18 protein-coding genes are annotated in these 24,403 nt (G+C 64.1%); 11 read left to right on the top strand and 7 right to left on the bottom strand.

The window, feature by feature from the left end:
* Position 1 precedes the first annotated feature (1 nt).
* Positions 2 to 511 carry a peptidoglycan-associated lipoprotein Pal gene (gene pal, locus KRZ98_RS04860; RefSeq protein WP_217672536.1) on the top strand — a complete coding sequence of 170 codons (510 nt, stop codon included), beginning with the start codon at positions 2 to 4 and terminating at the stop codon, positions 509 to 511.
* Between the two features lie 150 nt (positions 512 to 661).
* Positions 662 to 1,462: an IclR family transcriptional regulator gene (locus tag KRZ98_RS04855; protein WP_254798104.1), complete on the top strand. Its 801-nt coding sequence runs from the start codon at positions 662 to 664 to the stop codon at positions 1,460 to 1,462.
* A gap of 72 nt (positions 1,463 to 1,534) precedes the next feature.
* Here the strand turns inward: KRZ98_RS04855 and KRZ98_RS04850 are convergent, their stop codons facing one another.
* Positions 1,535 to 4,477: a TonB-dependent receptor gene (locus tag KRZ98_RS04850; protein WP_217672535.1), complete on the bottom strand. Its 2,943-nt coding sequence runs from the start codon at positions 4,475 to 4,477 to the stop codon at positions 1,535 to 1,537.
* 127 nt (positions 4,478 to 4,604) lie between these two features.
* Positions 4,605 to 5,888: an oligogalacturonate lyase family protein gene (locus KRZ98_RS04845; protein ID WP_217672534.1), complete on the bottom strand. Its 1,284-nt coding sequence runs from the start codon at positions 5,886 to 5,888 to the stop codon at positions 4,605 to 4,607.
* 237 nt (positions 5,889 to 6,125) lie between these two features.
* Between KRZ98_RS04845 and KRZ98_RS04840 the strand changes: the two genes are divergently transcribed.
* The 8 genes from KRZ98_RS04840 (at position 6,126) to KRZ98_RS04805 (ending at position 18,448) form a co-directional block, all read left to right on the top strand.
* Positions 6,126 to 7,331, top strand: a complete 1,206-nt coding sequence (locus tag KRZ98_RS04840; RefSeq protein WP_217672533.1) for a rhamnogalacturonan acetylesterase — start codon at positions 6,126 to 6,128, stop codon at positions 7,329 to 7,331.
* Positions 7,332 to 7,338: 7 nt separating this feature from the next.
* Positions 7,339 to 8,859 (top strand): glycosyl hydrolase family 28-related protein, encoded by a 1,521-nt coding sequence (locus KRZ98_RS04835; RefSeq protein WP_217672571.1) that lies wholly within the window; start codon positions 7,339 to 7,341, stop codon positions 8,857 to 8,859.
* Positions 8,860 to 8,928: 69 nt separating this feature from the next.
* Positions 8,929 to 9,243: an L-rhamnose mutarotase gene (locus tag KRZ98_RS04830; protein WP_217672532.1), complete on the top strand. Its 315-nt coding sequence runs from the start codon at positions 8,929 to 8,931 to the stop codon at positions 9,241 to 9,243.
* A gap of 8 nt (positions 9,244 to 9,251) precedes the next feature.
* Positions 9,252 to 12,254 (top strand): beta-galactosidase, encoded by a 3,003-nt coding sequence (locus KRZ98_RS04825; RefSeq protein ID WP_217672570.1) that lies wholly within the window; start codon positions 9,252 to 9,254, stop codon positions 12,252 to 12,254.
* 2 nt (positions 12,255 to 12,256) lie between these two features.
* Positions 12,257 to 13,372, top strand: coding sequence for a glycoside hydrolase family 88 protein (locus tag KRZ98_RS04820; RefSeq protein WP_217672531.1), 1,116 nt, complete (start codon positions 12,257 to 12,259; stop codon positions 13,370 to 13,372).
* Between the two features lie 9 nt (positions 13,373 to 13,381).
* Positions 13,382 to 15,877, top strand: a complete 2,496-nt coding sequence (locus KRZ98_RS04815; protein WP_217672530.1) for a glycosyl hydrolase 115 family protein — start codon at positions 13,382 to 13,384, stop codon at positions 15,875 to 15,877.
* Positions 15,878 to 15,972: 95 nt separating this feature from the next.
* Positions 15,973 to 17,469: an MFS transporter gene (locus KRZ98_RS04810; RefSeq protein WP_217672529.1), complete on the top strand. Its 1,497-nt coding sequence runs from the start codon at positions 15,973 to 15,975 to the stop codon at positions 17,467 to 17,469.
* Positions 17,432 to 18,448, top strand: coding sequence for a glycoside hydrolase family 43 (locus tag KRZ98_RS04805; protein WP_254798100.1), 1,017 nt, complete (start codon positions 17,432 to 17,434; stop codon positions 18,446 to 18,448). Before KRZ98_RS04810 ends, KRZ98_RS04805 begins: the two co-directional genes overlap by 38 nt.
* Here the strand turns inward: KRZ98_RS04805 and rhaT are convergent.
* The 5 genes from rhaT to rhmD all read right to left on the bottom strand — a co-directional run bounded on the left by rhaT (position 18,424) and on the right by rhmD (position 23,368).
* Entirely contained in the window at positions 18,424 to 19,488 is a 1,065-nt protein-coding gene (gene rhaT / locus KRZ98_RS04800) for an L-rhamnose/proton symporter RhaT (protein ID WP_217672528.1), read from the bottom strand. The genes KRZ98_RS04805 and rhaT overlap by 25 nt on opposite strands.
* Positions 19,485 to 20,387 carry an amidohydrolase gene (locus KRZ98_RS04795; protein WP_217672527.1) on the bottom strand — a complete coding sequence of 301 codons (903 nt, stop codon included), beginning with the start codon at positions 20,385 to 20,387 and terminating at the stop codon, positions 19,485 to 19,487. Before KRZ98_RS04795 ends, rhaT begins: the two co-directional genes overlap by 4 nt.
* 167 nt (positions 20,388 to 20,554) lie before the next feature.
* Positions 20,555 to 21,307 (bottom strand): SDR family NAD(P)-dependent oxidoreductase, encoded by a 753-nt coding sequence (locus KRZ98_RS04790; RefSeq protein WP_217672526.1) that lies wholly within the window; start codon positions 21,305 to 21,307, stop codon positions 20,555 to 20,557.
* Positions 21,304 to 22,161 carry a fumarylacetoacetate hydrolase family protein gene (locus KRZ98_RS04785; protein ID WP_217672525.1) on the bottom strand — a complete coding sequence of 286 codons (858 nt, stop codon included), beginning with the start codon at positions 22,159 to 22,161 and terminating at the stop codon, positions 21,304 to 21,306. Before KRZ98_RS04785 ends, KRZ98_RS04790 begins: the two co-directional genes overlap by 4 nt.
* Positions 22,162 to 22,183: 22 nt before the next feature.
* Entirely contained in the window at positions 22,184 to 23,368 is a 1,185-nt protein-coding gene (gene rhmD, locus KRZ98_RS04780; RefSeq protein ID WP_217672568.1) for an L-rhamnonate dehydratase, read from the bottom strand.
* A gap of 189 nt (positions 23,369 to 23,557) precedes the next feature.
* On the opposite strand from rhmD, the gene KRZ98_RS04775 reads away from it, so the two are divergent.
* Positions 23,558 to 24,397: an IclR family transcriptional regulator gene (locus KRZ98_RS04775; protein ID WP_217672524.1), complete on the top strand. Its 840-nt coding sequence runs from the start codon at positions 23,558 to 23,560 to the stop codon at positions 24,395 to 24,397.
* Positions 24,398 to 24,403: the final 6 nt, after the last annotated feature.

The following is a 24,403-nucleotide window of genomic DNA, read 5'->3' as shown; positions in this document are numbered from 1 at the left end:
GATGAAATTGTCCCGAACGCTGGTCATGGCTACCGCCATCGTCGCTCTGGCCGCCTGCTCGAAAAAGCCGCCCGCCGAATTGCCGCCCGCGCCCGGTGCCGCCGCGACCGAACCGGTCGGGTCGACCGGACCCAGCGGCCCGGTCAAGGGCAGCCAGGAGGATTTCGTCGCGTCGGTTTCCTCCGACCGTGTTTTCTTCGGCCTCGATCAATATGATATCGATGCGGAGGATCAGGCGACGTTGCAAAGCCAGGCCGCCTGGCTGCAACAGAATCCCGCCGTGCGCGTCACGATCGAGGGTCATGCCGACGAACGCGGCACCCGCGACTATAATATCGCGCTCGGCGAACGCCGCGCCAATGCCGCGAAAAACTATCTCGCCTCGCTCGGCATCGATTCAGGCCGCATCACAACGGTCAGCTATGGCAAGGAACGCCCGGCCGCCCTTGGTTCGGACGAAGCCTCCTGGGCGCAGAATCGCCGCGCCGTGACGGTGACGATCCAATATTGATCACCTGCCACATATGATCGAAAGGCCCGCCCGTCCCCGACCGGCGGGCCTTTTCATTTTGGGCGTGCGTCCCATCTGGTGGGCATAATCTTGCTGACTTCTCCGTCCAACTGGCCGATAGACTAAGCCGGAACAGGAAAATGGACGGCCATGCAGGACAGCGACGACAGGGTGGACCCGGCACAGGAATCGGGCAACGAACCGGGGGTCAAGGGCACGCAGACGCTGATGCGCGCGCTCGACATCATGGACGAGGTGATTGACGGCCCCATCCGCGCCGCCGACCTCGCCCGTAAGCTCGGCATGAGCAAGACCACTGCCCACCGGCTGGTGCAGGCGCTCAAATCCCGCAACTATCTGACGGTCACGCGCGACGGCTTTGCGCTGGGGCCGAAACTGCTGCAACTGGGCGTGCTGGCGACCGAACAGATCGACTTTGTCCGCATCGCCCGCCCCTTCATGGAGCTTCTGTCCGAGCGCACCGGTTTTTGCGTGTTCGTGGGCAAGCGGGAGGGCGATTTTTCCCGCCATCTCGACCGGGTGACCGGCACCCAGCGGCTGCGCGTCGCCACGGCCCCTGGCGACCGCCGCCCGATCGCCGAAACGGGCCTTGGCAAGGCGCTGTTGCTGGACGAGGATGAGGCGACCTGGGAACGGCTCTATCTGTTGGCCAAGGATGGCCAGGCGTCGCGCGAACAGATCGACGCCTTCCTGACCGAAATGCGCGCGCACAAGGCGCGGGGCGAAGTGCTGCACGACAGTGAACTGGGCGACGGCGTCCGCTCCATCGCCACCCCGGTCCGCGATGCCAAGGGGCAGATTTGCGTTGCGATCAGCATCGCCAGCGCCGCCCATTATCTGACCGACGAACTGCGCCCGACGCTGGCCGAACAGGTCATGCGCGTCGCCCAGCAGATCAGCGCTGCCGTGGGCTATAGCGGCCCGCGCTGAAGGCTCCCCCCAAAAAACAGGGCGCGATCATCGTTATGATCGCGCCCTTCAGGCTGGGGGAAGGGAGAGGATTTACATCCGGTAGGTCACGCCGAAGGTGAAGGTCCGGCCAATCCGCGTCTCGAACAATGTGTCCTGCCGCACGCTGTCGGTGTAGAGGCGGTTCTGTTCATCGGTCAGGTTCTGCGCCTCGACGATGATCTTCAGACGATCGGTCACGTTGAGCGAGGCCGACGCATCCATGTAGAAGGTCTTGGCATTACCAACCAGATCGCTGCCCGGCGAAGCGGGGATGCCGCGGATGAACCTGTCGCGGAAGTTGCCCGTAGTGCGGATGCTGAACAGATCATCCTCATAATAGAGCGTGGCTGACGCGGTTTTCTTCGACAGGCCGACCAGATCGGCCGTCGTCGTCACCGTTGGCACGCCGTTTACGCTGGCCAGGATATAATCGATCTTCGACGTCACCAGCGTGTAGTTGGCCAGCACGCCGAAATTGCTCAGGAACCCGTCAAAGAAGGTGAAGGGAATCTGCGCGTTCAGCTCGATACCCTTGAGCGGACCGCCCGGCGTGTTGAACGGCTGCGACACGGTGAACAATTCGGTCGGCGCGGTATTGCTGTTTTCCAGCAGCGCATCGGGCAGACCCAGCTCGTTGAACGGCACCTGGCTGTTCACATTCTGGATGAAGCTCTTGATATCCTTGTAGAAGAAGGCAGCTGAGAGCAGCGAGCCGGGGCGGAAATACCATTCCACCGCGACGTCGAACGTGTTGGCGCGGATCGGGTCGAGGAAGGGATTGTTGACATTGCCGACGCGGGTGACCGGATTGACGCCACTGGTCGGCGTCAGCAGGCCCAGTTCCGGCCGCGCCAGCACCTTGGCCCCAGACAGGCGGATCAGCACATTGCTGACCGGCTCGATCACGATATTGGCCGACGGCAACCAATCGTCATACACATTCTGCGCGGCGGCGAACTTGCCGACCAGATTGGTGGGCGACGTCTGCCCGGCGGGCGGGGCGACCGCGATATAGCCCGACGAGAGCATGTCGGTGCGGACATAACGCACGCCCACATCGCCGCGCACGCTGAAGCCGGTCGCCTGTTCCAGGTCGAAATTGGCCATCAGGTAGCCGCTGGTCACCTCTTCACGCACCCGGCTGCGCCCGCCGCCACATTCGACACCGCAATAGCGCACATCGTCAAAGCCGAACGTATCAGCCCATTTGTCAGCGTCGATCGACACCCAGCTGGCGGGCGCGCCCTGGCCCCACAGCTTGTCGACGCCGGTGATGTCGCGGGTGATGCTGGCCAGCGTAGTGCCGGCGGGCAGTGCGCGGACCACCGCGTCGGCCGAATAGGGACGCAGGGAGGTGGAGAGGAAGTCGCTGCGCCGATATTGCGCGCCCGCCCGGATCGAGAATGCGTCGCTCACCGTCCATTTCAGATTGGTTTCCGCAGTCAGATTGTCGGTCTTGTTGCGCGACGGCTTGCCCTGATAGCTGAAACCGCCCAGCACCGTGCCGTCGGCCAGGCCCGGCGCATAGGTGAAGCTTCCCGGATTGGCGACATCGACGCCAAAGCCCAGCTTGGGCGTGGTGCCGCCGTCGCGGAAATCGATCGAGAAACCATCGGTGTCGATCGCGTCGATGAAGGTCTGGAGCCGCTTCTTGCCGTCCCAGATCGACCGGTTGAAGCCGACCAGACCGTCAATGGTCAGACTGTCGTTCAGGTCGCGGCGGAAATTGACGTTCGCCTGTTTGAAGGTCGATACGAAATTGTCGACCAGCCCTTCCGATCGCACATCGACCCCGTCGAATACGCCATGGACCAGCGATCCATTCTCGTCGAACTCAATCTCGCGCACCGACGTCATCGGCTGGCCATTATTGGAGGCCGACCGGGCGAAGGAGATGGCGGCGATATAATTGTCGCGGCGGGTCACTTCGAACCGCGAATAGAGGAAGTCGACCGAAATGTCGGTCTGGTCGTCCGGCTGGAACTGGAGCGTGAGCGATCCGCCGATCCGCTCCTGCTTCTGTTCGCTGTTCAGGTAGCGCGGAATACGCGGCAGGAACGCGCCGCTGCCGGGCGTGTTGGGCAGGTCGGCCCGGCGCAAATCCTGGATCGTCTGATAGGCCGCCGCATTGCTGGTGCGCGGATTGCCGGTCGAGCAGTTGGCGGCGGTGACGCCCTTGAGCGCGCTGTCGGCCGGATTCTGCGGCGTATAGCCCAGCGGCGAACAGAAACCGCCATTGGTATTGGCCGACAGCAAATCGACCGCCGAATAGCCGACCTCGCGAATATTGCGCTTCTGGTAAGCGACCGAGCCGAGGATGCCGAAACCGCTATCGCCAAACTGCTTGGAAATCAGCAGCGACGCGCGGGGATCGACCTTCTTGGACAATTCATTATAGATGCCGCGCGCGGTCATCGACAGGACGAAATCATCCTTCTGGTCGAACGGCTTGGGCGCGGACAGATCGACCGTCGCGCCGAGCGATCCTTCCTCGATATCCGCCGACGGTGTCTTGCGCACAGACAGGGCCGAGAAAATTTCGGTCGGGAACACGTTGAAGTCGAAGCTGCGGCCATTATTGCCCGCGCCGTAAATGTCCGAACCGCCGGTCTGCGCCGACCCTTCCATGCCGTTGATGCGGACGCGGGTGAAACCGGCGCCCAGACCACGGACGGAAATGTTGCGCCCCTCGCCGCCATCGCCGCGCGCCAGCGCCACGCCCGGCACGCGCTGCATCGATTCAGCCAGGTTGGAGTCGGGGAATTTGCCGATATCTTCGGCCACGATCGAATCGATCGCGGCGGCTTCCTTGCGTTTCATGCCGAGCGCGCTGTTGAGCGAAGCGCGGAAACCGGTGACGACGATGTCCGCGGCCTCCGGCTCAGCCGATGCTGACTGGTCTTGCGCCAGTGCGGGGGCGGCTATCAGCATGGCGGATGCGAGTGCTAGGCCTGAGCTGCGACGTGCAAACGCGGAACGAGTGGTGGTCAACATATAAATCCTCCCCTGATCGCTGGGCTACCCCAGGTGTCCCACTATGTGAACTCATGTATCACCTTATAGGGAGTCGTCCGATAATGCCAGAAAAATCATCATGTGATTATTTGGTCCACAATGTGGATCATTTTGCCGGGGCGACCTCCGCCGCATAGACATGGCTCGCCCCTTCCATATTGGACCGGAAGATCATCCAGCGACCATCGGGGGTGAAGGTGACATTGGGTTCCAGCCGATAATCGTGCCGGGCCAGATCGACGATCTTATCCGCCCGCAACGTCCCCGCCTCGATCAGCGCGTCGGCATTGTCCGCGTGGATGCCCGCGACGTCGGGGATAGGCTGCGGCGTGAAGAGGGTCAGATATTTGCCGTCGGTCGCGCGCGCCACCATCTGCGCGTCGCCGCCATCGCCGGAAAAGCGCTGGCCGTCGGGCGACTGGTTATAATGGACCGACCATTGATCACGCGCCACCGGGAACCAGCGCCTCTTGCCGGTCGCCAGTTCATAGCCCGCAAGCCAGAAAACCTCCCCTCGCGGGGTCTGGAGATCATACCAGATCCATTTCCCGTCGGGCGAGAAGAACTCATGCCCCGCAATCTCCATATTCATGGCGCGCTTGTGGACCAGTCGCTTGTCGCTGCCATCGGTGCGGATCGTCCAGATCCGGTCGACCTTGTGCCATGGCCCTTCATGGCAATAGAGGATGCGGGTCGGGTCGGTCGGCGAAAACTGGACATGGTTGAGCCAGTCGGTCGATGCGACCACCACCTTGCGCGCGCCGGTGCGGATATCGATGGTGAAAATCTCCATCGGGATCTTCGCCTCCAGCCGCTGGTTCAGCCGCACCTCCTTGGCATCGGCATAGGATAAGGGCTTGCCGTCCGCTCCGGTCGCGGCAAAGGCGGTCTCGCCCGGCCGATTGCCATCGCCACCGGGTTGCAGTGGCGGCTCACGCTCCGCCCATTGCCCCAGCAGCAGCGTCTCGTCGGCATTGATCGAGCCGATCGAGCCGCGGGCGACCGTCGCGATCCGCCGCACCTTGCCGCTGTCGATATCGACGCCATGGACGATCACCCCCGCGCCATGGGGCTGGGTATAATAAGCCGTTCGCGTCCGCCGCCCGACCAGCAGCAGCTTGATCCCCGCCTGCCGCACCAGCGGCGTCACGCGCCAGTCGGCCAGCCGCACCACGGCAATGCCATCGGGCGTAGAGATCACCATCTTGTCGCCTTGGCGGGTATAGCTGTTCTGGTGAAAATATAGCGAGGTGCTGCCCGGCGCCTGGCTGATGCGGATGATGCGATGGCCGGTGGTCTGGTCGATCCATTCGCGCGCGGGTGCCGCCTGCGTTGCCGGAGCGCAGATAATTGCCAGAGCCAAGATTGCCGCCATACGTCCCAAACGCATGATCCATCCCCTGTTGCTATTGTTCTATATGGTGGAACTCAGTTCTTACATATGGCCATCTTACAGCATCGGCGGAAGAGGAAAAGTGATTGACCGTCAAAATATCCCGTTATATGGATCATAAGTCTATTTAACGGGATAAAACTAACTGCTCCTGCACGGGCGGTTATATTGGGGGGAGCGGATCGGGTCCGAACCGCTCCCCTTCTTCCCGTCGCTCCAGCGGGGTCGCCACCAATGCCGTCCAGCGCCGCCCTTGCCCTGATGCTGACCCTGGCGACGCCCGGCCCCTTGCAGTTTGACCTCTCCGCCAGCGCGCCCGAACGTCAGCATCGCTACGAAATGGGCGGCCATGGCATGGAGCCAGGCGGCAGCGACAATGGCTTCCGCTTCTCGGTCGCGCTGCCGCAAGGCGACTATCGCGTCACGCTGACACTGGGTGACCGGCGCACGGCGGGTGACACCACGGTCAAGGCCGAAGCCCGCCGCCTGATGCTGCGCAACATCGTGACCGCCAAAGGTCAGTTCGTCACCCGCAGCTTTCTGGTCAATATTCGCACCCCGGCTCTGCCGCCACCCCCCGCCACTGCGCCGGGTGGCAGCGCCGTGCGAATCGACGCCCGCGATGCGCGCGAAGCGACCTGGGACGAGAAGCTGACGCTGGAATTTCTCGGCACGCCGCAGGTCGCATCGCTCCGCATCGAACCGGCCAGCGCGCCGACCATCTTCCTCGCGGGCGATTCGACCGTCACCGACCAATATGCCGAACCGGCGGCCAGCTGGGGCCAGATGCTGCCCGCTTTGCTCGATGACCGGATCATCATCGCCAATCACGCCAAATCGGGCGAGACGCTCAAATCCTTCCTCACCAATCTGCGCTTCGACAAATTGCTGTCGACCATGAAGCCGGGCGACTGGCTCTTCATCCAGTTCGGCCATAATGACCAGAAGCGCGAATGGCCGCAAACCTATGTCGCGCCCGACTCCACCTATCCTGCCTATTTGCGCGCCTATATTGCCGAAGCACGGCGGCGCGGGGCGCATCCGGTGCTGGTGACGTCACCCGAACGGCGCAATTTCGACGCGCAGGGCCGCATCATCGACACGCTGGGCGACTATGCCGCCGCTGTGCGCAAATTGGCGTCAGAGGAACAGGTGCCGCTGATCGATCTCAACGGCGACAGCCGCGCGATCTACGAAGCGCTTGGGGTCGATCGCGCACCCGCCGCCTTCAACGATGGTGGCCGGGACAAGACCCATCATAACAATTATGGCGCATGGCTGCTGGCCAGCGCGGTGGCGCAGCGCATCCGCGACACGATTCCCGCGCTCGCCCCCCATGTCACCGCCCCCGCCTTCGCGCCCACCAAGCCCCCATCGATTGCGCAGGTCGTCATCGCCCCCAGCCTGATCGAAAGCGATCAGCGCCCGGCCGGAAACTGACATGGACATGACTCGCCGCGACCTGACGCTCGGCCTGCTGGCGCTCAGCCTCCCCTTCCCCGCCCATGCCGCGCGCCAGATCGACGTGCGCGATCATGGCGCGCGCGGCGACGGCATCACCCTTGATAGCGACGCGATCAACGCCGCCATCCTCGCCGCATCGCGCGCGGGCGGCGGCACCGTCATCCTGGCCCCTGGCCGCTATCTCTGCTTTTCGATCCGCCTGACCAGCCGCGTAACCTTACTGCTCAGCAAAGGCGCAATCATCGAAGCCGCCGATCCCGCTCGCCACGCCGGGCGCTACGACCTGCCCGAAGCCGGGATCGACCAGCTCTATCAGGATTTCGGCCACAGCCATTGGCACAACAGCCTGATCTGGGGCGACGATGTGCACGACGTCGCGATCATCGGCCCCGGCCTGATCCACGGCATTGGCCTGACCCGCGATGGTCCCGGCGCGCGCTGGAAGAAACAGGCGGGCGAGCGCCCCTTGTCGATGCAGGCAATGACCGCCGCGCAGATTGCCAACCTCGAACCCGCCGCCGCCGCGATGGCGGGCAAGGGGAACAAGGCGATAGCCTTCAAAAATGGCCGCAACATCCGCCTGTCCGGCTTCACGATCCACAAGGGCGGGCATTTCGCCATCCTCGCCACCGGCACGCGGGACTTACGCATCGAAGGGCTGACGATCGACACCGACCGCGACGGGATCGACCTCGATTGCGTGCGCGAAGTGGTGGTGGAACGCTGCCGGGTCAACAGCCCCAATGATGACGCCATCGTGGTCAAGAGCAGCTTCGCGCTGGGCAGCGCCATCGCGGCGGAAAACATCCTCATCCGCGACTGCGACGTCACCGGCTATGACATGGGGTCCGTGATCGACGGCACCCGCACCACGATCCAGACCATCGCCCCCGATCAGGATCGCGTCACTGGCCGCATCAAGCTCGGCACCGAAAGCAATGGCGGCTATCGCAATATCGTCATCGAGGATTGCCGCTTCACCCGCTGCCGGGGACTGGCGCTGGAAACGGTCGATGGTGGCGTCATGGAGCATATCGTCGCCCGCCGCCTCACCATGCGCGACGTCACCACCGCGCCACTCTTCCTGCGGCTGGGCGACCGGCGACGCGGGCCGGACGGCACGGGCATCGGCGCGATCCGCGACGTGACGATCAGCCAGATCGACGCGCGCGGGATCGACCATCGCTTCCCCGCCGCCATCGCGGGCCTGCCCGGCCATCGCATCGCCGACGTGCGGCTGCGCGACATTCACCTCGTCTATGATGGCGGCGGCACCGCAGCGGACGCCGCGCGCCAGCCCGCTGAACTGGCTGACGCCTATCCCGAACCCAGCATGTTCGGCATCCTCCCCAGCTGGGCGCTATGGGCGCGCCATGTGGAACGGCTGACGATCGACCGCTTCACCGCGCAAACCCGCGCCCCGGACCAGCGCCTACCCTTCCATACCGAGGATGCGCCGGGTCTCTCCGTCCAAAACACGCCGCTCTGGCGCGCGCGGCATTGACGCCGATGTGGGACGTTGTTACCATATATCGGTCAACTGTTCCATAATATGGTTCTTTAGGAGAGTCGGGTGGCGATCCACGCCTTCAAGATGCAGCTCAAGCCGGGCGTGGTGGCGGAATATCGCCGCCGCCATGATGAAATCTGGCCGGAACTGACCGCCCTGCTCAGCGCGTCGGGCATTTCGGCCTATTCCATCTTCCTGGATGAAGCGACGCTCAGCCTGTTCGCCGTCCTGACCCTGTCCGACGACAATCAGCGCGACACGCTGCCCGGCCATCCGGTCATGCAGCGTTGGTGGGCCAGCATGGCGCCGCTGATGGAGGTCGAGCCCGACAACCGGCCCAAGGAATGGCCGCTCGTCCCGCTGTTCCATCTCGATTGATGGCCATGATGCACCGCCTTTTCTCCGCTTTGCTGCTCGGCACCATGCTGGCCAGCCCCGCCCCCGCGCAGGTCGCGAAACCCACGGCGAACTTCGCCGCCCCGGTCCAGACCTTCGGCCGCGTCTCCTATGACGCGCGTTCACTGATGATCGACGGGCAGCGGCAGATCATCTGGGGCGGCGAATTCCACCCCTTCCGCCTGCCATCGCCCGACCTGTGGCGCGACATCCTCCAGAAGATGAAGGCCAGCGGTTTCAACACCGTCGCCCTCTATTTCGACTGGGGCTATCACAGCCCCAAACAGGGCGTGTACGACTTTACCGGCATCCGCGATCTCGACCGGTTGCTGACGATGGCGGAGGAAGAAGGCCTCTACGTCATCACCCGCGCCGGTCCTTATGTGAATGCCGAACTGTCGCGCGGCGGTTTCCCCGGCTGGCTGGTCAACCAGCGCGGCCGCGCCCGCACCGACGACCCGGACTATATCAAGGCGGTCGACGAGTGGCTCGGCCACGTCAACCCGATCATCGCCCGGCACCAGATCAATGCGGACAAGACGCGCAAGGGCGGGGTCATCCTGCACCAGATCGAAAATGAGCTGGCGCTGACCACGCCTGCGCAGCGCCGGTACATGGACCATCTCTATGCCCGCGCGCGCGCCGACGGCATCACCGTGCCGATCTTCCACAACGATCAGGGGCGCAACGGCTATTGGACGCCGGAGTCGTCCAAAGTCGAGAAGATCGTCCCCGGCCCGGTCGATATGTACGCTTTTGACGGCTATCCCGGCGGCACCTGCACCGTTACCGGCCAGCCGACCCGCGATGTCGCCGCGCCCGACTGGGGCTATTATGGTCCCGGCGGGGCAAAGGGCGGCGCATCCGCCTCCCCCGATACCCCCGGCTTCCTCGCCGAATTTGGCGGTGGCTGGTTCGACTATTGGGGCTCAAATGGCGGCTATGACTGCAACGCCATCCAGCGCGGCAAGCGGTTCCAGCGGGTATTCTACGGTACGAACCTGGCCAACGGCATCGGCATCCAGAGCTTCTACATGACCTATGGCGGCACCAGCTGGGGCTGGCTGCCCGGCCCGGTGGTGTTCACCAGCTATGATTATGGCGCGGCCATATCGGAACCGCGCGCTTTGCGCGAAAAGGCGCAGGAAATGAAGCAGCTGGCCGGGCTGATCGCCTCAGTCCCCGACCTGGCCGGCATGGTCCCCGCCGGGCCGGTCGAGATATCGTCACCCAATATCCAGATCTATCATAATAAAAGCCCGGACAGCGACGCGCGCTTCCTGATGGTGACGCACAAGCCATCCAACGGGCAGAGCAACGACAGTTTCACCTTCACCGCGGACCTGCCGGATGGCCGCTACACCATACCGATGCAGCTCAACGGGTTCGACGCCAAATGGCTGGTCGCCGGCGTGACGCTGGGCGAGCAAAGGCTGGTCTATTCGACATCGGAACTGCAAAGCGCACAGCGGCAGGACGGCAAAGACCTGCTCCTCCTCTATGGCCGCGCGGGCGAACCGGGCGAAACCGTCCTGCGCTACACCAGCGCGCCCAAAGTCACCTTGCTGGAAGGCCAGGCCACCACTAGCTTCGACCCCGCCAAGGGCGACCTCACCCTCCGCTACACCCACCAGACCCGCGCCATCGTGCGGATCGAGGGCGGTGGTCGCCCGCCCCTCACCCTGATCCTCGCGGATGAGGCCGAAGGCACGCGCTACTGGCGGCATGGCGACGCGCTGATCCGCGGCCCCGAACTGGTCCGCAGCGCGACTGCCAAGGGCAGCGCCCTCGCTTTGACCGGCGACACCGCAGCGCCAAGCCCGCTCGAAATCTGGGCACCCGCCTTGATCCGCACCATCACATGGAACGGCACCCGCATCGCCACCCGCGCCACCCCCACCGGCAGCCTGACCGCGACCCAACCGCTCCCCGGCCCCGCCGCCATCCCCCTCCCCGCCCTCTCCGACTGGCGCATGGCCAAGGGATCGCCCGAAGCCGACCCCGCCTTCGACGACGGCGCATGGCAGGCGATCGACGCCCGCCCTAGCGCCAGCATCACCCAGCGCCCCGATGGCCAGCCCAATATGGGCATGGACGCCTTTGGCTTTCATGATGGCGATGTCTGGTATCGTGGCCGCTTCACCGGCACCCCCGACGCCAAGACATTGTCGCTTTATTATGGCGCAGGCGGCTCCGGCCTCGTCCAGGCGTGGGTCGATGGCCAGTTTCTGGGGGAAGCGGAAACCCCGTCCGGCCTGCCTCGCCCGATCACCACCGGCACTGCCCGCTTCGCCCTGCCCGCCAGCGCGCAAGGCGGCGATCATGTCCTGTCCGTCATGGTCCGTAACAACGGCCATAATTGGGATCTGGACAGCGACGATTTCCACAAGGAAGCGCGCGGGCTGATCTCCGCCTCGCTCGAAGCCCCCGGCGGGCGCAGCTTCACCATACCGATCGCCTGGAAGATTCAGGGCAGGCAGGGCGGCGAAAATCTGCCCGACGTCGCGCGCGGTGCGGCTAACAATGGCGGCCTGCACGGCGAACGCATAGGCTGGCACCTGCCCGCCTTCAACGACAATGGCTGGGCCAGAACCACCGTCCCCGCCAGCCAGAGCGCGCCCGGCACCAGCTGGTATCGCACCAGCTTCGACCTTGCCGTGCCGAAAGGGCAGGACGCCACCATCGGCCTCAGCTTCGGCGACGCCACCACCCCGCGCTCGCCCGTCCGCTACCGCGTGCTGATCTTCGTCAATGGCTGGAATATGGGCCAGTTCATCGCGCATGTCGGCCCGCAACGTAGCTTCCCCATCCCCGAAGGCATCCTCAACCATCGGGGTAAGAATCACATCGCGCTCGCCGTCACGTCCGACGGTGCGCCCGGCGACGCGCTCGAAGCCGTGCGCCTCGTCACCCTTCACAATGTCAAAGGCGGCGTGCCGGTGCGGATGGTGTCCGCCCCCACCGCCCCGTCCGACCTCAAGCAGGAGAAATAATAGTGGCCGCCCTTACTCATGACGTCGCACGGTCCAGCGTGATCGACGCCATCGACCGTCTGATGCACAATCTGGTCAACATCACCGACGAGACCGGGGAATTCCTTCTGCATCTGGACGATGGCCGCATCATCGATACCAAGGGCTGGGCCGGGTGGGAATGGACACATGGCGTGGGCCTGTTCGGCATGTGGCGCTATTATGAGCAGACCGGCGACACAAAGGCGCTGACCATCATCAAACAATGGTTTGCGGATCGCTTTGCCGAAGGCACGCCGACCAAGAATATCAACACCATGGCCCCGTTCATCACGCTCGCCTATCTCTACGAGCATGAACCCTCGCCCGCTTACATCCCCTATCTGGACAGCTGGGCCGAATGGCTGATGGCCCCCGACGGCCTGCCCAAGACGGAGGAAGGCGGCTTCCAGCATATCGTCTATAATGACGAAAATCCGGGCGAAATGTGGGACGACACGCTGATGATGTCGGTGCTGCCGCTGGCCAAGATCGGCCTGCTGCTGGACCGCCCCCATTATGTCGAGGAAGCCAAGCGCCAGTTCCTCATCCACATCAAATATCTGTTCGACAAGAAAACGGGCCTGTGGTTCCACGGCTGGGATTTCAACGGCCGCCACAATTTCGCCGAAGCGCTGTGGGCGCGCGGCAATTGCTGGGTGACGATCGCCATCCCCGAAATCATCGAGATTCTCGACCTGCCCGAAGGCGACGCGCTGCGCCTCTTCCTGATCGATACGCTCGCCGCCCAGGTGAAAACCCTGGCCGCCACGCAGGACGCGCAAACCGGCCTGTGGCACACGCTGATTACCGACCCGACCAGCTATCTGGAAGCATCCGCCACCGCCGGTTTCGCTTATGGTATCCTCAAAGCCGTGCGAAAGGGCTATCTGCCGCGCGACTATGAAGCCGTCGGCATCCGCGCGGTCGAGGGCGTGCTGGCCAACATCGACGAGACGGGCGAACTCAAACAGGTGAGCTTCGGCACCGCGATGGGCGACACGCTGCAATTCTACAAGGACATCCCGCTCACCTCCATGCCCTATGGCCAGAGCCTGGCGATCTGCGCCCTCGCCGAATTTCTGCGCACCTATATCTGACACGGCAGCATGGGCGGGGCCGATATCTTGGAAGGATCGTTCCCTCGCCGCATTCTGCTGAAGGGTGCCGCCAGCCTCACCGGGCTGGCGGCATTGCTGTTGGCTTTTGCCGTCACCGCCCATGCGGAAAGCTGGGTCCATGCCGCCGCGCGCAAAGGTGATGTAACGCTAGCATCGGGCCAGCAGGTTGCGCCTGTCGTCACCGATCCGGCCGACCACGCCGTCGTCGCCATCGCCGCGCAGGATCTGCGCGATGATCTGGCCACCGTCACGCGCGGCACGCCCGGCGGCGACACGCAAATCTGGATCGGAACGCTCGGCCGCAACGCCGCGATCGACCGGCTGGTGGCGGACCGGCGTATCGCCATCGGCTCCCTCAAGGGCGCGTGGGAAAGTTTCCTCATCACCAGCGTCGATCGGCCCAGCCCCGGCGTCGCCCGCGCGCTGCTGATCATCGGCAGCGACCGGCGCGGCACCGCTTATGGCGCCTATGAACTCTCCCGCGCCATCGGCGTTTCCCCCTGGCACTGGTGGGCCGACGTCACGCCCGCCCGGCGCGCCTCGCTCCATGTCGCCAAAGGGCTGCGCCGCTTCGGCCCGCCCTCGGTCCGCTATCGCGGCATTTTCCTCAATGATGAGGATTGGGGACTGGTGCCCTGGGCCGCAACCACCCACGCCCCGGACGAAAAGCCGCTCGGCCCCAAGACCTACGCCAGACTCTTCGAACTGTTGCTCCGGCTGAAGGCAAATCTGCTCTGGCCCGCGATGCACAAGCTGACCCAGCCTTTCAATGCCGATCCGGCGAACGCTGCACTGGCGGATCGCTATGCCATCGTCATGGGGTCCAGCCATGCTGAACCGATGCTGCGCAACAATGTCGGCGAATGGACGGCACCGCCCGACGATTTCAACTATGTGACGAACGCACCGGGGGTGCAGCGCTATTGGCAGACGCGCGTGGCCAGCCATGCCCGCTATGAAAGCATCTGGACGCTGGGAATGCGCGGCATCCACGATAGCGGCATGGTCGGCCCGGCAACGCTGGACGATCGCCGTGCCACGCTCGACCGCATCATCGCCGACCAGCGCGCGATGCTTGATTACGCCAACGTCGCCAAAGCGCCACAGGTTTTCACGCCCTATAAGGAAGTGCTGGACCTCTACCGCGCGGGCCTCAAAATCCCCGACAATGTCACATTGATGTGGCCGGACGATAATTTCGGCTATATCCGCCACTTCCCCGACGCCACCGAACGCGCGCGGTCGGGCGGCTCCGGCGTCTATTATCACCTCTCCTATCTCGGCGCGCCGCTCTCCTATCTCTGGCTGTCCACCACCCCGCCCGCCCTGATCCGTGAGGAAATGGGTCGCGCCTATGATCGCGGCGCGCGGCAAATCTGGGTCGCCAATGTCGGCGATCTCAAACCCGCCGAACTCGCCACCGACTATTTTCTAAGCCTCGCCTGGGATGTGGACGCCACCCGCGCCCAGCCGATCGACCGCTTCGTCGAAGGCTGGGCCGCCGAAAATATCGACCCGGCCCAGGCTCGCCCGATCGCGACAGTCCTGCGCGACTATCACCGGCTCAATTTCGATCGGCGGCCCGAACATCTCCAATATTATCTGCCCGGCGAAAAAGCCCGCCCCAGCCCGCTGTCGATCGCGCAGGCCGACGCCCGCCTCGCCGATTTCGCCGCGATGGCCGCCGCCGCCATAGCGCTGGAACCCGCCATCCCCGCCGATCGCCACGATGCCTTTTTCGAGCTGGTCACCTATCCCGTCGCCGCATCCGCCGCGGCCAATCGTCGCTTCTTTGCTGCCGAAGCGCATGACCGTCTGCGCGACATGGACCTCCCCCAGGCGCTCCAACGCGGCGCGATCGCCCATCGAGCGGACGACAGCCTCCGCGACCAGACCCACCGCTACAACCACGCCATTGCAGGCGGCAAATGGCGTGGCATGATGGCGGTCGAGCCAGCCGACGGGCAATGGCGCAGTTACCGCCTCACCCCGCCGCTGCTCCCCGCGCCGGACGTCCCCACGCTGGCCGCCACACCACACACCATCGCCCCACCCCCGCCAGCCCCCCTTCTGACCCCGCGCGATTTCACCCCGGCCAAAGGCTGGCGACAAGGCGACGGGCTGGGCCGCCACGGCACTGTCCTCGCCCCCACCGGCCAGCCCGGCCCGACCAGCGCGACCATCACCCTGCCCGCAGGCCAGTGGCGCGCAACCGTCGACATCCTGCCCACCTATGCCGACAGGGATGGCGACCCGCTGCGCCTCACCCTCATCATCGACGGCATAGACTATCCCCTTACCGCCCCACGCCAGACCGGCGACCGCGCCTGGGCGCTGGCCGTGCTGGACAATCGCATCGCCCTGCCGCTGCCCGCCGCGCTAGCCGCTGGCACCCATCGCCTGACGCTGCGCGCCGCCGATCTGGGCGTGATGATCGAAACGATCCGCTTCACCCTGGCAACCGACAAAGACGACTTGCATTAATTTCACATGGCGTGATACGCATCCACTATATGGTATTTAACTACGTGCCAGACCCGAACAGGGCAGCACGACCGAAGGCAGAGGACGGAAGCATAATGACCCCCGAAACCCGCCCCGTCCGCCTGCGCAACTATCTCGCCTACGGCTCCAACGACGTGCTGGGCGCGGGGTCGATGGCGGTGATTTCCGGCTGGGTGCTGATCTTCTACACCCAGTTTTGCGGCCTGTCGGCGGGGCAGGCCGCCACCATCTTCGCGGTCGCGCGCATCCTCGACGCCTTCGCCTCGCCGATGATCGGCTATATCTCCGACCATTTCGGCCGCACCCGGCTTGGCCAGCGTTTTGGCCGTCGCCGCTTCTTCATCCTCGCCGCCATCCCCCTGCTCCCCAGCTTCGCGCTGATGTGGCTGCCGGGCCAGACATTCTGCTACTATCTCGTCAGCTATGTCCTGTTCGAGCTGGTCTATGCGATGGAGATCATCCCGTTCGAAACCCTCGCCGCCGAAATGTCGTCCGACTATAAGACCAAGGCGAAATTCGCCGGCGCGCGCATCCTGTTCGGTCAGGCGTCGGCCATCCTCGCCGGTTTCCTGCCGCTCTGGCTGATCACCACGCTCGGCCGCGACAGCGCCGACACCTTCTTCTACATGGGCATCATCTTCGCTATCCTGTTCATGGCGACCGCCGGGCTGCTCTATCTGTTTAGCTGGGAACGGCATATGCCCGGCACGACACTCGCTCCGCAGCCCACCTCCTCGGGCGGCGCGGGGCAGGCGTTCAAGGCGCTCTATCGCAACCTTTTCTCCACCATGCGCATCCGCGCCTTCCGCCTGCATCTGGGCATGTATCTGGGCGGCTACATCAGCCAGGATATTTTCAACGCCGCCTTCACCTTCTTCGTCATCTTCGCGCTGACCGGCTCCATGGCGATCGCGTCGGGCCTGCTCGGCACCATGTATATCGTCCAGTTCGTCGCGGTCATCATCGCCATCAACCTCGCGCTCCGCGCCTCCCCCAGCCGCGCCTATCAGATCGCCGCCGCCGCCTTCGCGGCGGGCGCGCTGACGCTGATCGGCCTGTGGGTGCTGGGCATCCCGGCAAGCAGCCCGATGATCTGGCTGCCGATCATCCTGGCGGGCCTTGGTCGCGGCGCGCTCAACTATATCCCCTGGGCGACCTATAATTATATGGCCGACGTCGATGAAATCGTCACCGGCCAGCGGCGCGAGGGCAGCTTCGCCGGGGTCATGACCTTCGTGCGCAAGGCGACGCAGGCCGCCGCCGTCGCGGGCGTCGGCTTCATCATGCAGGCAGGCGGCTTTGTCTCCGGCGCGCCGGTGCAGAGCTACGCCGCCATCCTCACCATCGCGCTGCTGCTGGGCATCGGCACGGTCGGGATGCTGGGCTTTGGCATCCTCGTCTCCACCCGCTTCCGCCTCAGCCCCGCCACTCACGCCATCCTGATGGCGGAGATCGAGCATCTGCGCAGCGGCGCCCGCACCCCCACCAGCGCACAGGCAGGCGCGATCGTCGAAAATCTGTCCGGCTGGCGCTATGACCAGCTATGGGGCAACAACCCGGTCGCCCGCTAGGATGATCACCGCGCTGCTCCTGCTCGCCAGCGCGCCGGTCGCGCCCAAGCCGCTCTATCGCGACCCGGTGCATGACGGTGCCGCCGACGCCTCGACCGTCTATGACCGCAAAAGCGGCGAATGGGTGATGTTCTACACCAACCGCCGCGCCGACCTGCCACAGGATGATTCCAAGGACGTCCGCTGGGTCCATGGCACCGCGATCGGCACCGCCCGCTCCCGCGACGGCGCGCACTGGACCTACGGCGGCACCGCCAATATCCCCAAAAGCTGCACCGGCGACACGCTCTGGGCGCCCGAAGTCCAGTATCTCGCGGGCCAGTGGCATATGTGGCTGACCGTAGTGCCGGGCATCTTCCGCGACTGGAACGCCCCGCGCTTCATCATCCATCTGACCAGCCCCGACCTGACGAGCTGGACCTGCGGCGAAAGGCTCGATCTCGGCTCCGACCGGGTGATCGACGCCAGCGTCATCGCGCTGCCAAAAGGCGGCTACCGCCTCTTCTACAATGACGAGCATCAGAACAAGGCGATCCGCACTGCCGACAGCAGCGACCTTGTCCACTGGACGCCGGGCGAACGCCTGACGCAAACGCCGGGCGAAGGACCAAAGGCCTTCTACTGGAAGAGCAGCTGGTGGCTCATCTCCGACGCCTGGAAAGGCCTGCTGGTCATGCGCTCACCCGACGCCACGACATGGACCGCCCAGCCCGACCATATCCTCGCCACTCCCGGCGTCCATCCGACCGATCGCGCCATGGGCCAGCACCCCGACATCATCGTTACGGGCAACCGCGCCTACATCCTCTACTTCGTCCACCAGAGCGGCGAAGCGGACACACAGGCCAAACCCGACCTCTGGCGCCGCAGCGTCCTCCAGATCGCCGAACTCAAGGAGACAGACGGCATCCTGAGCGTCGATCGCAACGCCCCGGTGCGCGTCCGCCTGAAACCTCAAACCGCCAGCCGGTTGCCATAGCCGATAATGATCGTCGCCAGGATCAGCAGCCCGACCCCGCTCCACACCATCCGCCGGACAGTGGGCGCGGCGTCCTTCCACTCGCGGAAGGCGAAGCCCCAGCAGGTGCCGAAGATGATGATGGATGCCATGTGCAGCGTCCAGCTGGAAAAGCCGAACCGGCCCATCTGGCTTTCGCCCATCGTGTAGAAGAAGAATTGGAAATACCAGGCCGTCCCCGCCAGCGCGCAGAGCAGGAAATTGGGCAGCAGCGCCGGCCGCTGTCCCTGCGCATCCGCCGCGCCCAGCCATTGCCCCGCCGATCTGTTCTTTACGATCAGCCAGGCACACCACAGGGCATTGGTTACAAGCCCGCCGAACATGACGATACACAGGGTCGGCAGGCCAACCCATAGCGGCCCGGTTCCCGCCGCCCGGCTGAGCTCATTGACCGGCTGGCCCGCCGCCAGGCCAAAGGCGAAGCAGGACGACATGATGCCGGAGAAGATGGCGACCGCGATCCCCTTCCTGAAATCAAACTCCGCGACCACCGCCGCTTTCTGCTTCGGCGAAAGCGCGGCATCCTTGCGCGCGCCTGCCATGGCGACGACGATGATGCCCAGCACGGTTACCGCCAGCCCTAGCAGCACGATCTGCCCGGACAGCGTGCCTGCAATCTCGCGCATGAACGTGCCTTGCACGATCGGCGGGATCAGCGTGCCGAACACGGTGCATAGCCCCAGCACCACCGCCATCCCCAGCGACAGCCCCAGATAGCGCATCGTCAGACCATAGGTCAGCCCGCCAAAGCCCCAGAGAAAACCGAAGAACATGCACCAGCCCACAACGCTGCCCGGTACTTGGCGCATCACCCCCATCAGGTCATTGGTCTGGATGGAGGCAAAGAACCAGGGCGCGATGACCCAGGAAAAGATCCCCCCGGTCAGCCAGAAAATCTCCCAGTTCCACCGCTTCACCCCACGATAGGGGACGTAGAAACTGGCCGAGGCGAGACCGCCCAGCCAGTGGAACAGCACGCCGAGCAAGGGATTGGGTGTCATAGTTCAAGTCCCAGACGATAGAGGCGATTGGCGTTGCCGCCGAACAGGGCGCGCCGCTCTGCTTCCGGCAGATCGGCAACGATGGCGTGATAGGATTCCATGTAACGGTCGATGCTACCGAACAGCTTGTCGGTCGGCGTGTCGCTGGCGAACATGCAGCGCCCCACCCCGAACAGGTCGATCGTCTCGCGGATGAAGGAGGCGATATTCTCTTTGGTCCAGTCGCGGCGGATGAAACCCATGCCTGACAGCTTGACCGCGACATGCGGCAGCGCAGCCAGCGCCGCCATGCCGCGCCGCCAGTCGCCAATGCCGTCGGAGTCGGTCAGCACCGGCATCCCCATATGGTTGACGATGACGGGAATATCGGGATGCCGCTCGATCAGGGCAGCAAGCCCCCGCATCTGCCCCGGATAGCATTGCAGGTCGAAGGACAGATCATGCTTGGCCAGCAGCCCATAGCCCGCCTGCCATTGCGGATCGCGGGTCAGGTCGACCGGCCCATAGGTCCGCTTAGGGCTGGGATGCCAGTTGACGATATGGCGGATGCCCTTCACCCGGCCATGCGCCGCCTGCGCCGCCAGCAGCGCATCGACTTGCGGGTCGTTGAGCGCGGCAAAGGCGACGATCCCGGTCGGCAACCCTTCGATCGCGGCCAGCCCGTCCAGCCACTGGGTCTCCCGCAGCGCACTCTCCGCCGCCGCCCCGGCATCGACATGCACCGCACCCACGACGTTCCACCGGGCCAGATCGGCGCGATACGCCGCCACGCCATAATTATGCGCAATGGCCTCGACACTGCCATTTGGCCCCTCGTCGGAGAAAGGCGGGCTGAGCCAGTCATAGCGGATATGCGCCAGATCCCACAGATGGATATGCGCATCGACAAAGGGAATCATGCCGGTCCTCTCTCAATCCCCCCTCCGTTCGCCCTGAGCCTGTCGAAGGGCCGTTCTTCTTGAGAAGAAGGACAAGGCTTCGACAGGCTCAGCCCGAACGGGTTACAGGGATCATTCAAAACGTGACCCGCTGGCTCTTTCCGTCCAGTCGCGCCGCGCGACTTATCTTAAAAGGTCGTCCGCCCGCCCGACGTGTCGAAGGTCGACGCCGTGGTGAAGCTGCACTCCTCGCTCGCCATGAAGCACACCATCGCGGCGGACTCGCTGACTTCGCCCAGACGGCCCATGGGAATCTTGGAGCGCATATAATCGACCTGGCTCTGCGGCAACTGCGCCAGGATCGGGCTTTCGAAGGTCGCAGGCGTCAGCGCATTGGCGATCACGCCCTTGCCCGCCAATTCCTTGCCCAGCGATTTGGTCAGGCCGATCACCCCCGCCTTGCTGGCGGAGTAAGCCGACGCATTGGGATTGCCCTCCTTGCCAGCGACCGAGGCGAGATTGACGATCCGGCCATAGCCGTTCTGAAGCATGTACGGCACCACCGCCCGGTTGCAGTAGAACAGGCCATTCAAATTGATGTCGATGACCCGCTGCCAGCTGTCGAGCGGATAGTCCCACACAGTTGCTGTCGCGCCGGTGATCCCGGCCGAACAGACGAGAATGTCGATACGCGTATCAAGCGCGTGGAAGCTTTCCGCGGCAGCCTTTTCAACCGCCGCCTGATCGGAAATGTCGAGCGCTACGGTGTGCGTCGCTGCCACTTCCACCTTGGCTTGGGCCAGCGCTTCTGCGTTCAGATCCCACAGGCATACCTTGCCACCTTCTGCGACAATGCGCTTGGCGACCATTTTGCCCAGGCCGGATGCACCACCAGTGATGATCGCCGTGCGACCCTCAAATCGTCCAGACCAGACGCTCATCCCAGCACCTCATCACCCAGATGTCGCCACTCGACGACCTTCTGCGTCTGCACGCCCAGCTTGGCGATGCCCAGTTCCATGACGTCGCCGGCCTTCAGGTAGATGGCGGTCGGCTTCTTGCCCTCGCCCACGCCCGGCGGTGTGCCGGTGATCATCAGGTCGCCCGGATACAGCGTGATATATTCGCTGACATAGGAAATCAGTTGCGCGACATTGAAGATCATCGTGCGCGTGTTGCCGGTCTGCATCCGCGCGCCATTGACGTCCAGATACATGTCCAGATCCTGCGGGTCGCCCACCTCGTCGGGCATCACCAGCCAGGGACCGGTCGGGCAGAAGGTGTCATGCCCCTTGCCCTTGCTCCACTGGGTGCCGCGCTGCTTCTGGTTGAAACGCTCCGACACGTCGTTGACCAACGTATAGCCCGCGACCTTCGACAGCGCCTCTTCCTCGCTCACAAAGCGGCAGGTCTCCCCGATGATGACGCCCAGTTCGACTTCCCAATCGCCATGGGTCGCGCCCTTGGGCAGCATCACTTCATCGTTCGGGCCATTGAGCGACGACAGCGCCTTCATGAACATCATCGGCTCGGTCGGGATCGGCAGGTTGGATTCGATCGCATGGTCCTCATAATTGAGGCCAATGGCGACGATCTTACCCACGCCCTTCAACGGCACGCCATAGCGCGGCGTCCCCTCGACAACCGGCAGCGACGCGACATCGGCGGCCTTTGCCGCAGCCAGCGTCTCGATCGTCAGATCGGCCACCACGCCCGACAGGTCGCGGATGTTACCATCGGCATCGACGATACCGGGCTTTTCCTGGCCACGCGGCCCAAAACGGCAGAATTTCATGGGATCAGTCTCTCTTTGGCAATCAATGAGTGTAGGGGCGGTGCATCGCGATATCGCGGTTCAGCTCGACGCCGAAGCCGGGCGCATCCAGCGCGCTCGCCTTCAGGCGGCCATTTTCCGGCACCGGCTCGCCGATCAGCTGCGGATGGAACATCGGCACCACCTCGGTCGGTCCGGGATGCATCATCAGAAATTCGGCGAAGGGCGAATTGTGGCGCGTAATGACGAAATGGTAGGAATAGACCGATGATCCATGCGGCACGACCATCTTGCCATGGGCATCGGCCAGCGCGCTGATCTTGAGCAATTCGGTGACGCCGCCGCACCAGCCGACATCGGGCTGGATAATGTCGCAGCAGTCCATCTCCAGCAACATGCGGAAGCCCCAGCGGGTCGCCTCATGCTCGCCGGTCGTCACCAGCATCCCCTTGGGGACGTTGCGCTTCAATTGCTGATACCCCCAATAATCGTCGGGGCTGATCGCTTCCTCGATCCACTTCAACCCATGCTCATGGGCGGCAATCGCCAGCCGCGTGGCATAGTCGACGTCCAGCGCCATCCAGCAGTCCCACATCAGCCAGAAGTCAGGCCCGCACTTCGCGCGCATGTCGGCCAGCTCGGCGATATTCTTCTTCAGGCCCTCGATGCCCTCCGCCGGGCCATGGTGCAGCGGCATCTTGCCGCCGATAAAGCCCAGTTCCTTGGCCACATCAGGCCGCGCGCCGGTGGCGTAAAATTGCAGCTCGTCGCGCACCGCCCCGCCCAGCATGTGATAGACCGGCTCCTGCCGCAACTTGCCCAGCAAGTCCCACAGCGCCAAGTCGACCCCGGAAATCGCGTTCACGACCAGACCCTTGCGCCCATAATACTGGGTCGAAAAATACATCTGGTCCCATATTTTTTCATAATCGGTGGGACTGCGGCCTTCGAGGAACCGCGCCAGATGCTTCTCGACGATGAACGCCGCCGGCTCGCCCCCGGTCGTCACCGCAAAGCCGATCGTGCCGTTCTCGGCCTCAATCTCCACCACCAGCGTGCCCAGCACGTTGATGCCGAAGCTCTGCCGCGACTGGCGATATTCGGGATAGCGCGACATGGGCGTGGCAATATGGTCGTCGATCCAGTGGCCTTCGCCCTGGTCATGATAATCGGCGCCGCCCCCACGCACCGTGAAGGCACGGACATGCTTGATTTTCGGCAAGTTCACGATCGGCACACACCCACTCCCTGAACGCAGCCGCCGCCCAATATGTGGGAACCGGCAGCCAAAACTTTCACTATATGATCAAAACGCCGATAACGGCTGGGTATTGGATGAGATGGGTTGATCGAAACTATCAGCCCGTCCTCGCCTTCACCCTTGTTTTTCTCATTTTGTGGGATAGAGTATTATTAGATGAGACAAAATACGTCAAATCCAGAATCGGGCGAAATGAAAATCGTTGAGGTTGAGGAAAAATCGAAGGCGGCTGGTTCGCAGACCCTGCATCGCGGGCTGGACCTGCTCGACCAGGTGATTGACGGGCCGATCAAGCTGGCTGACCTGTCCGTCCGCATGGGCCTCACCCGATCGACCACCCACCGCCTCGCCAATGCGATGGTGGAACGCGGCTTCCTGACCTTCCTGCCGCGCGAAGGCTATCAGCTGGGGCCAAAGCTGCTCCAGCTCGGCTTCCTCGCCCAATCTCAGACCGACATCGTCCAGATCGCCCGCCCCCATATCGAAGCACTCGCCGCCGCCAGTGAGGATGTCGTCCATCTTGGCCGTCTCGACGGCGATCAGGCGCTCTATCTCGACAAGATTCCAGGTCGCCGCCGCGTCGAAATCTCCAGCCGCATCGGCGATCGCCATCCCCTGACCTCGACCGGCCTTGGCAAGGCGTTGCTGCTCGATGAAGCCGAGCAGCGCTGGCAGCGCGCCTTCGACGCCGAACGCGAAGCGGGCATCCACGCCGCCGACTATGCGCTCTGGCTCGACCGGATGCGCGCCTATGCGACCGCGGGCCGCGCCTATGATCTGGAGGAAAATGAGGACCAGATACGCTGCGTCGCCGCGCCGATCCGCGATGCGTCCGGCGCGATCGTCGCCGCCATCAGCCTGTCGAGCGCCGCCCAATATATGGACGATGATCGCATGGCCGCGCTCAGCGACGACGTCCGCGCCACCGCCAACCGGGTCAGCGCCGACCTCGGCTGGACCCCCGGCCTCAAACCCCGCCGCGCCGTGCGGCGATAATCCAAC

The organism is Sphingobium sp. AS12 (assembly GCF_019097845.1).
Classification (GTDB): Bacteria; Pseudomonadota; Alphaproteobacteria; order Sphingomonadales; family Sphingomonadaceae; genus Sphingobium.
This window is presented reverse-complemented; position numbering and strand designations above follow the sequence as displayed.

Coding starts and splice junctions, on each gene's coding strand:
- pal (WP_217672536.1), top strand. CDS start 2: ATGAAATTGTCCCGAACGCTGGTCATGGCTACCGCCATCGTCGCTCTG.
- KRZ98_RS04855 (WP_254798104.1), top strand. CDS start 662: ATGCAGGACAGCGACGACAGGGTGGACCCGGCACAGGAATCGGGCAAC.
- KRZ98_RS04850 (WP_217672535.1), bottom strand. CDS start 4,477: ATGTTGACCACCACTCGTTCCGCGTTTGCACGTCGCAGCTCAGGCCTA.
- KRZ98_RS04845 (WP_217672534.1), bottom strand. CDS start 5,888: ATGCGTTTGGGACGTATGGCGGCAATCTTGGCTCTGGCAATTATCTGC.
- KRZ98_RS04840 (WP_217672533.1), top strand. CDS start 6,126: ATGCCGTCCAGCGCCGCCCTTGCCCTGATGCTGACCCTGGCGACGCCC.
- KRZ98_RS04835 (WP_217672571.1), top strand. CDS start 7,339: ATGACTCGCCGCGACCTGACGCTCGGCCTGCTGGCGCTCAGCCTCCCC.
- KRZ98_RS04825 (WP_217672570.1), top strand. CDS start 9,252: ATGCACCGCCTTTTCTCCGCTTTGCTGCTCGGCACCATGCTGGCCAGC.
- KRZ98_RS04815 (WP_217672530.1), top strand. CDS start 13,382: ATGGGCGGGGCCGATATCTTGGAAGGATCGTTCCCTCGCCGCATTCTG.
- KRZ98_RS04810 (WP_217672529.1), top strand. CDS start 15,973: ATGACCCCCGAAACCCGCCCCGTCCGCCTGCGCAACTATCTCGCCTAC.
- KRZ98_RS04805 (WP_254798100.1), top strand. CDS start 17,432: ATGACCAGCTATGGGGCAACAACCCGGTCGCCCGCTAGGATGATCACC.
- rhaT (WP_217672528.1), bottom strand. CDS start 19,488: ATGACACCCAATCCCTTGCTCGGCGTGCTGTTCCACTGGCTGGGCGGT.
- KRZ98_RS04795 (WP_217672527.1), bottom strand. CDS start 20,387: ATGATTCCCTTTGTCGATGCGCATATCCATCTGTGGGATCTGGCGCAT.
- KRZ98_RS04790 (WP_217672526.1), bottom strand. CDS start 21,307: ATGAGCGTCTGGTCTGGACGATTTGAGGGTCGCACGGCGATCATCACT.
- KRZ98_RS04785 (WP_217672525.1), bottom strand. CDS start 22,161: ATGAAATTCTGCCGTTTTGGGCCGCGTGGCCAGGAAAAGCCCGGTATC.
- KRZ98_RS04775 (WP_217672524.1), top strand. CDS start 23,558: ATGAGACAAAATACGTCAAATCCAGAATCGGGCGAAATGAAAATCGTT.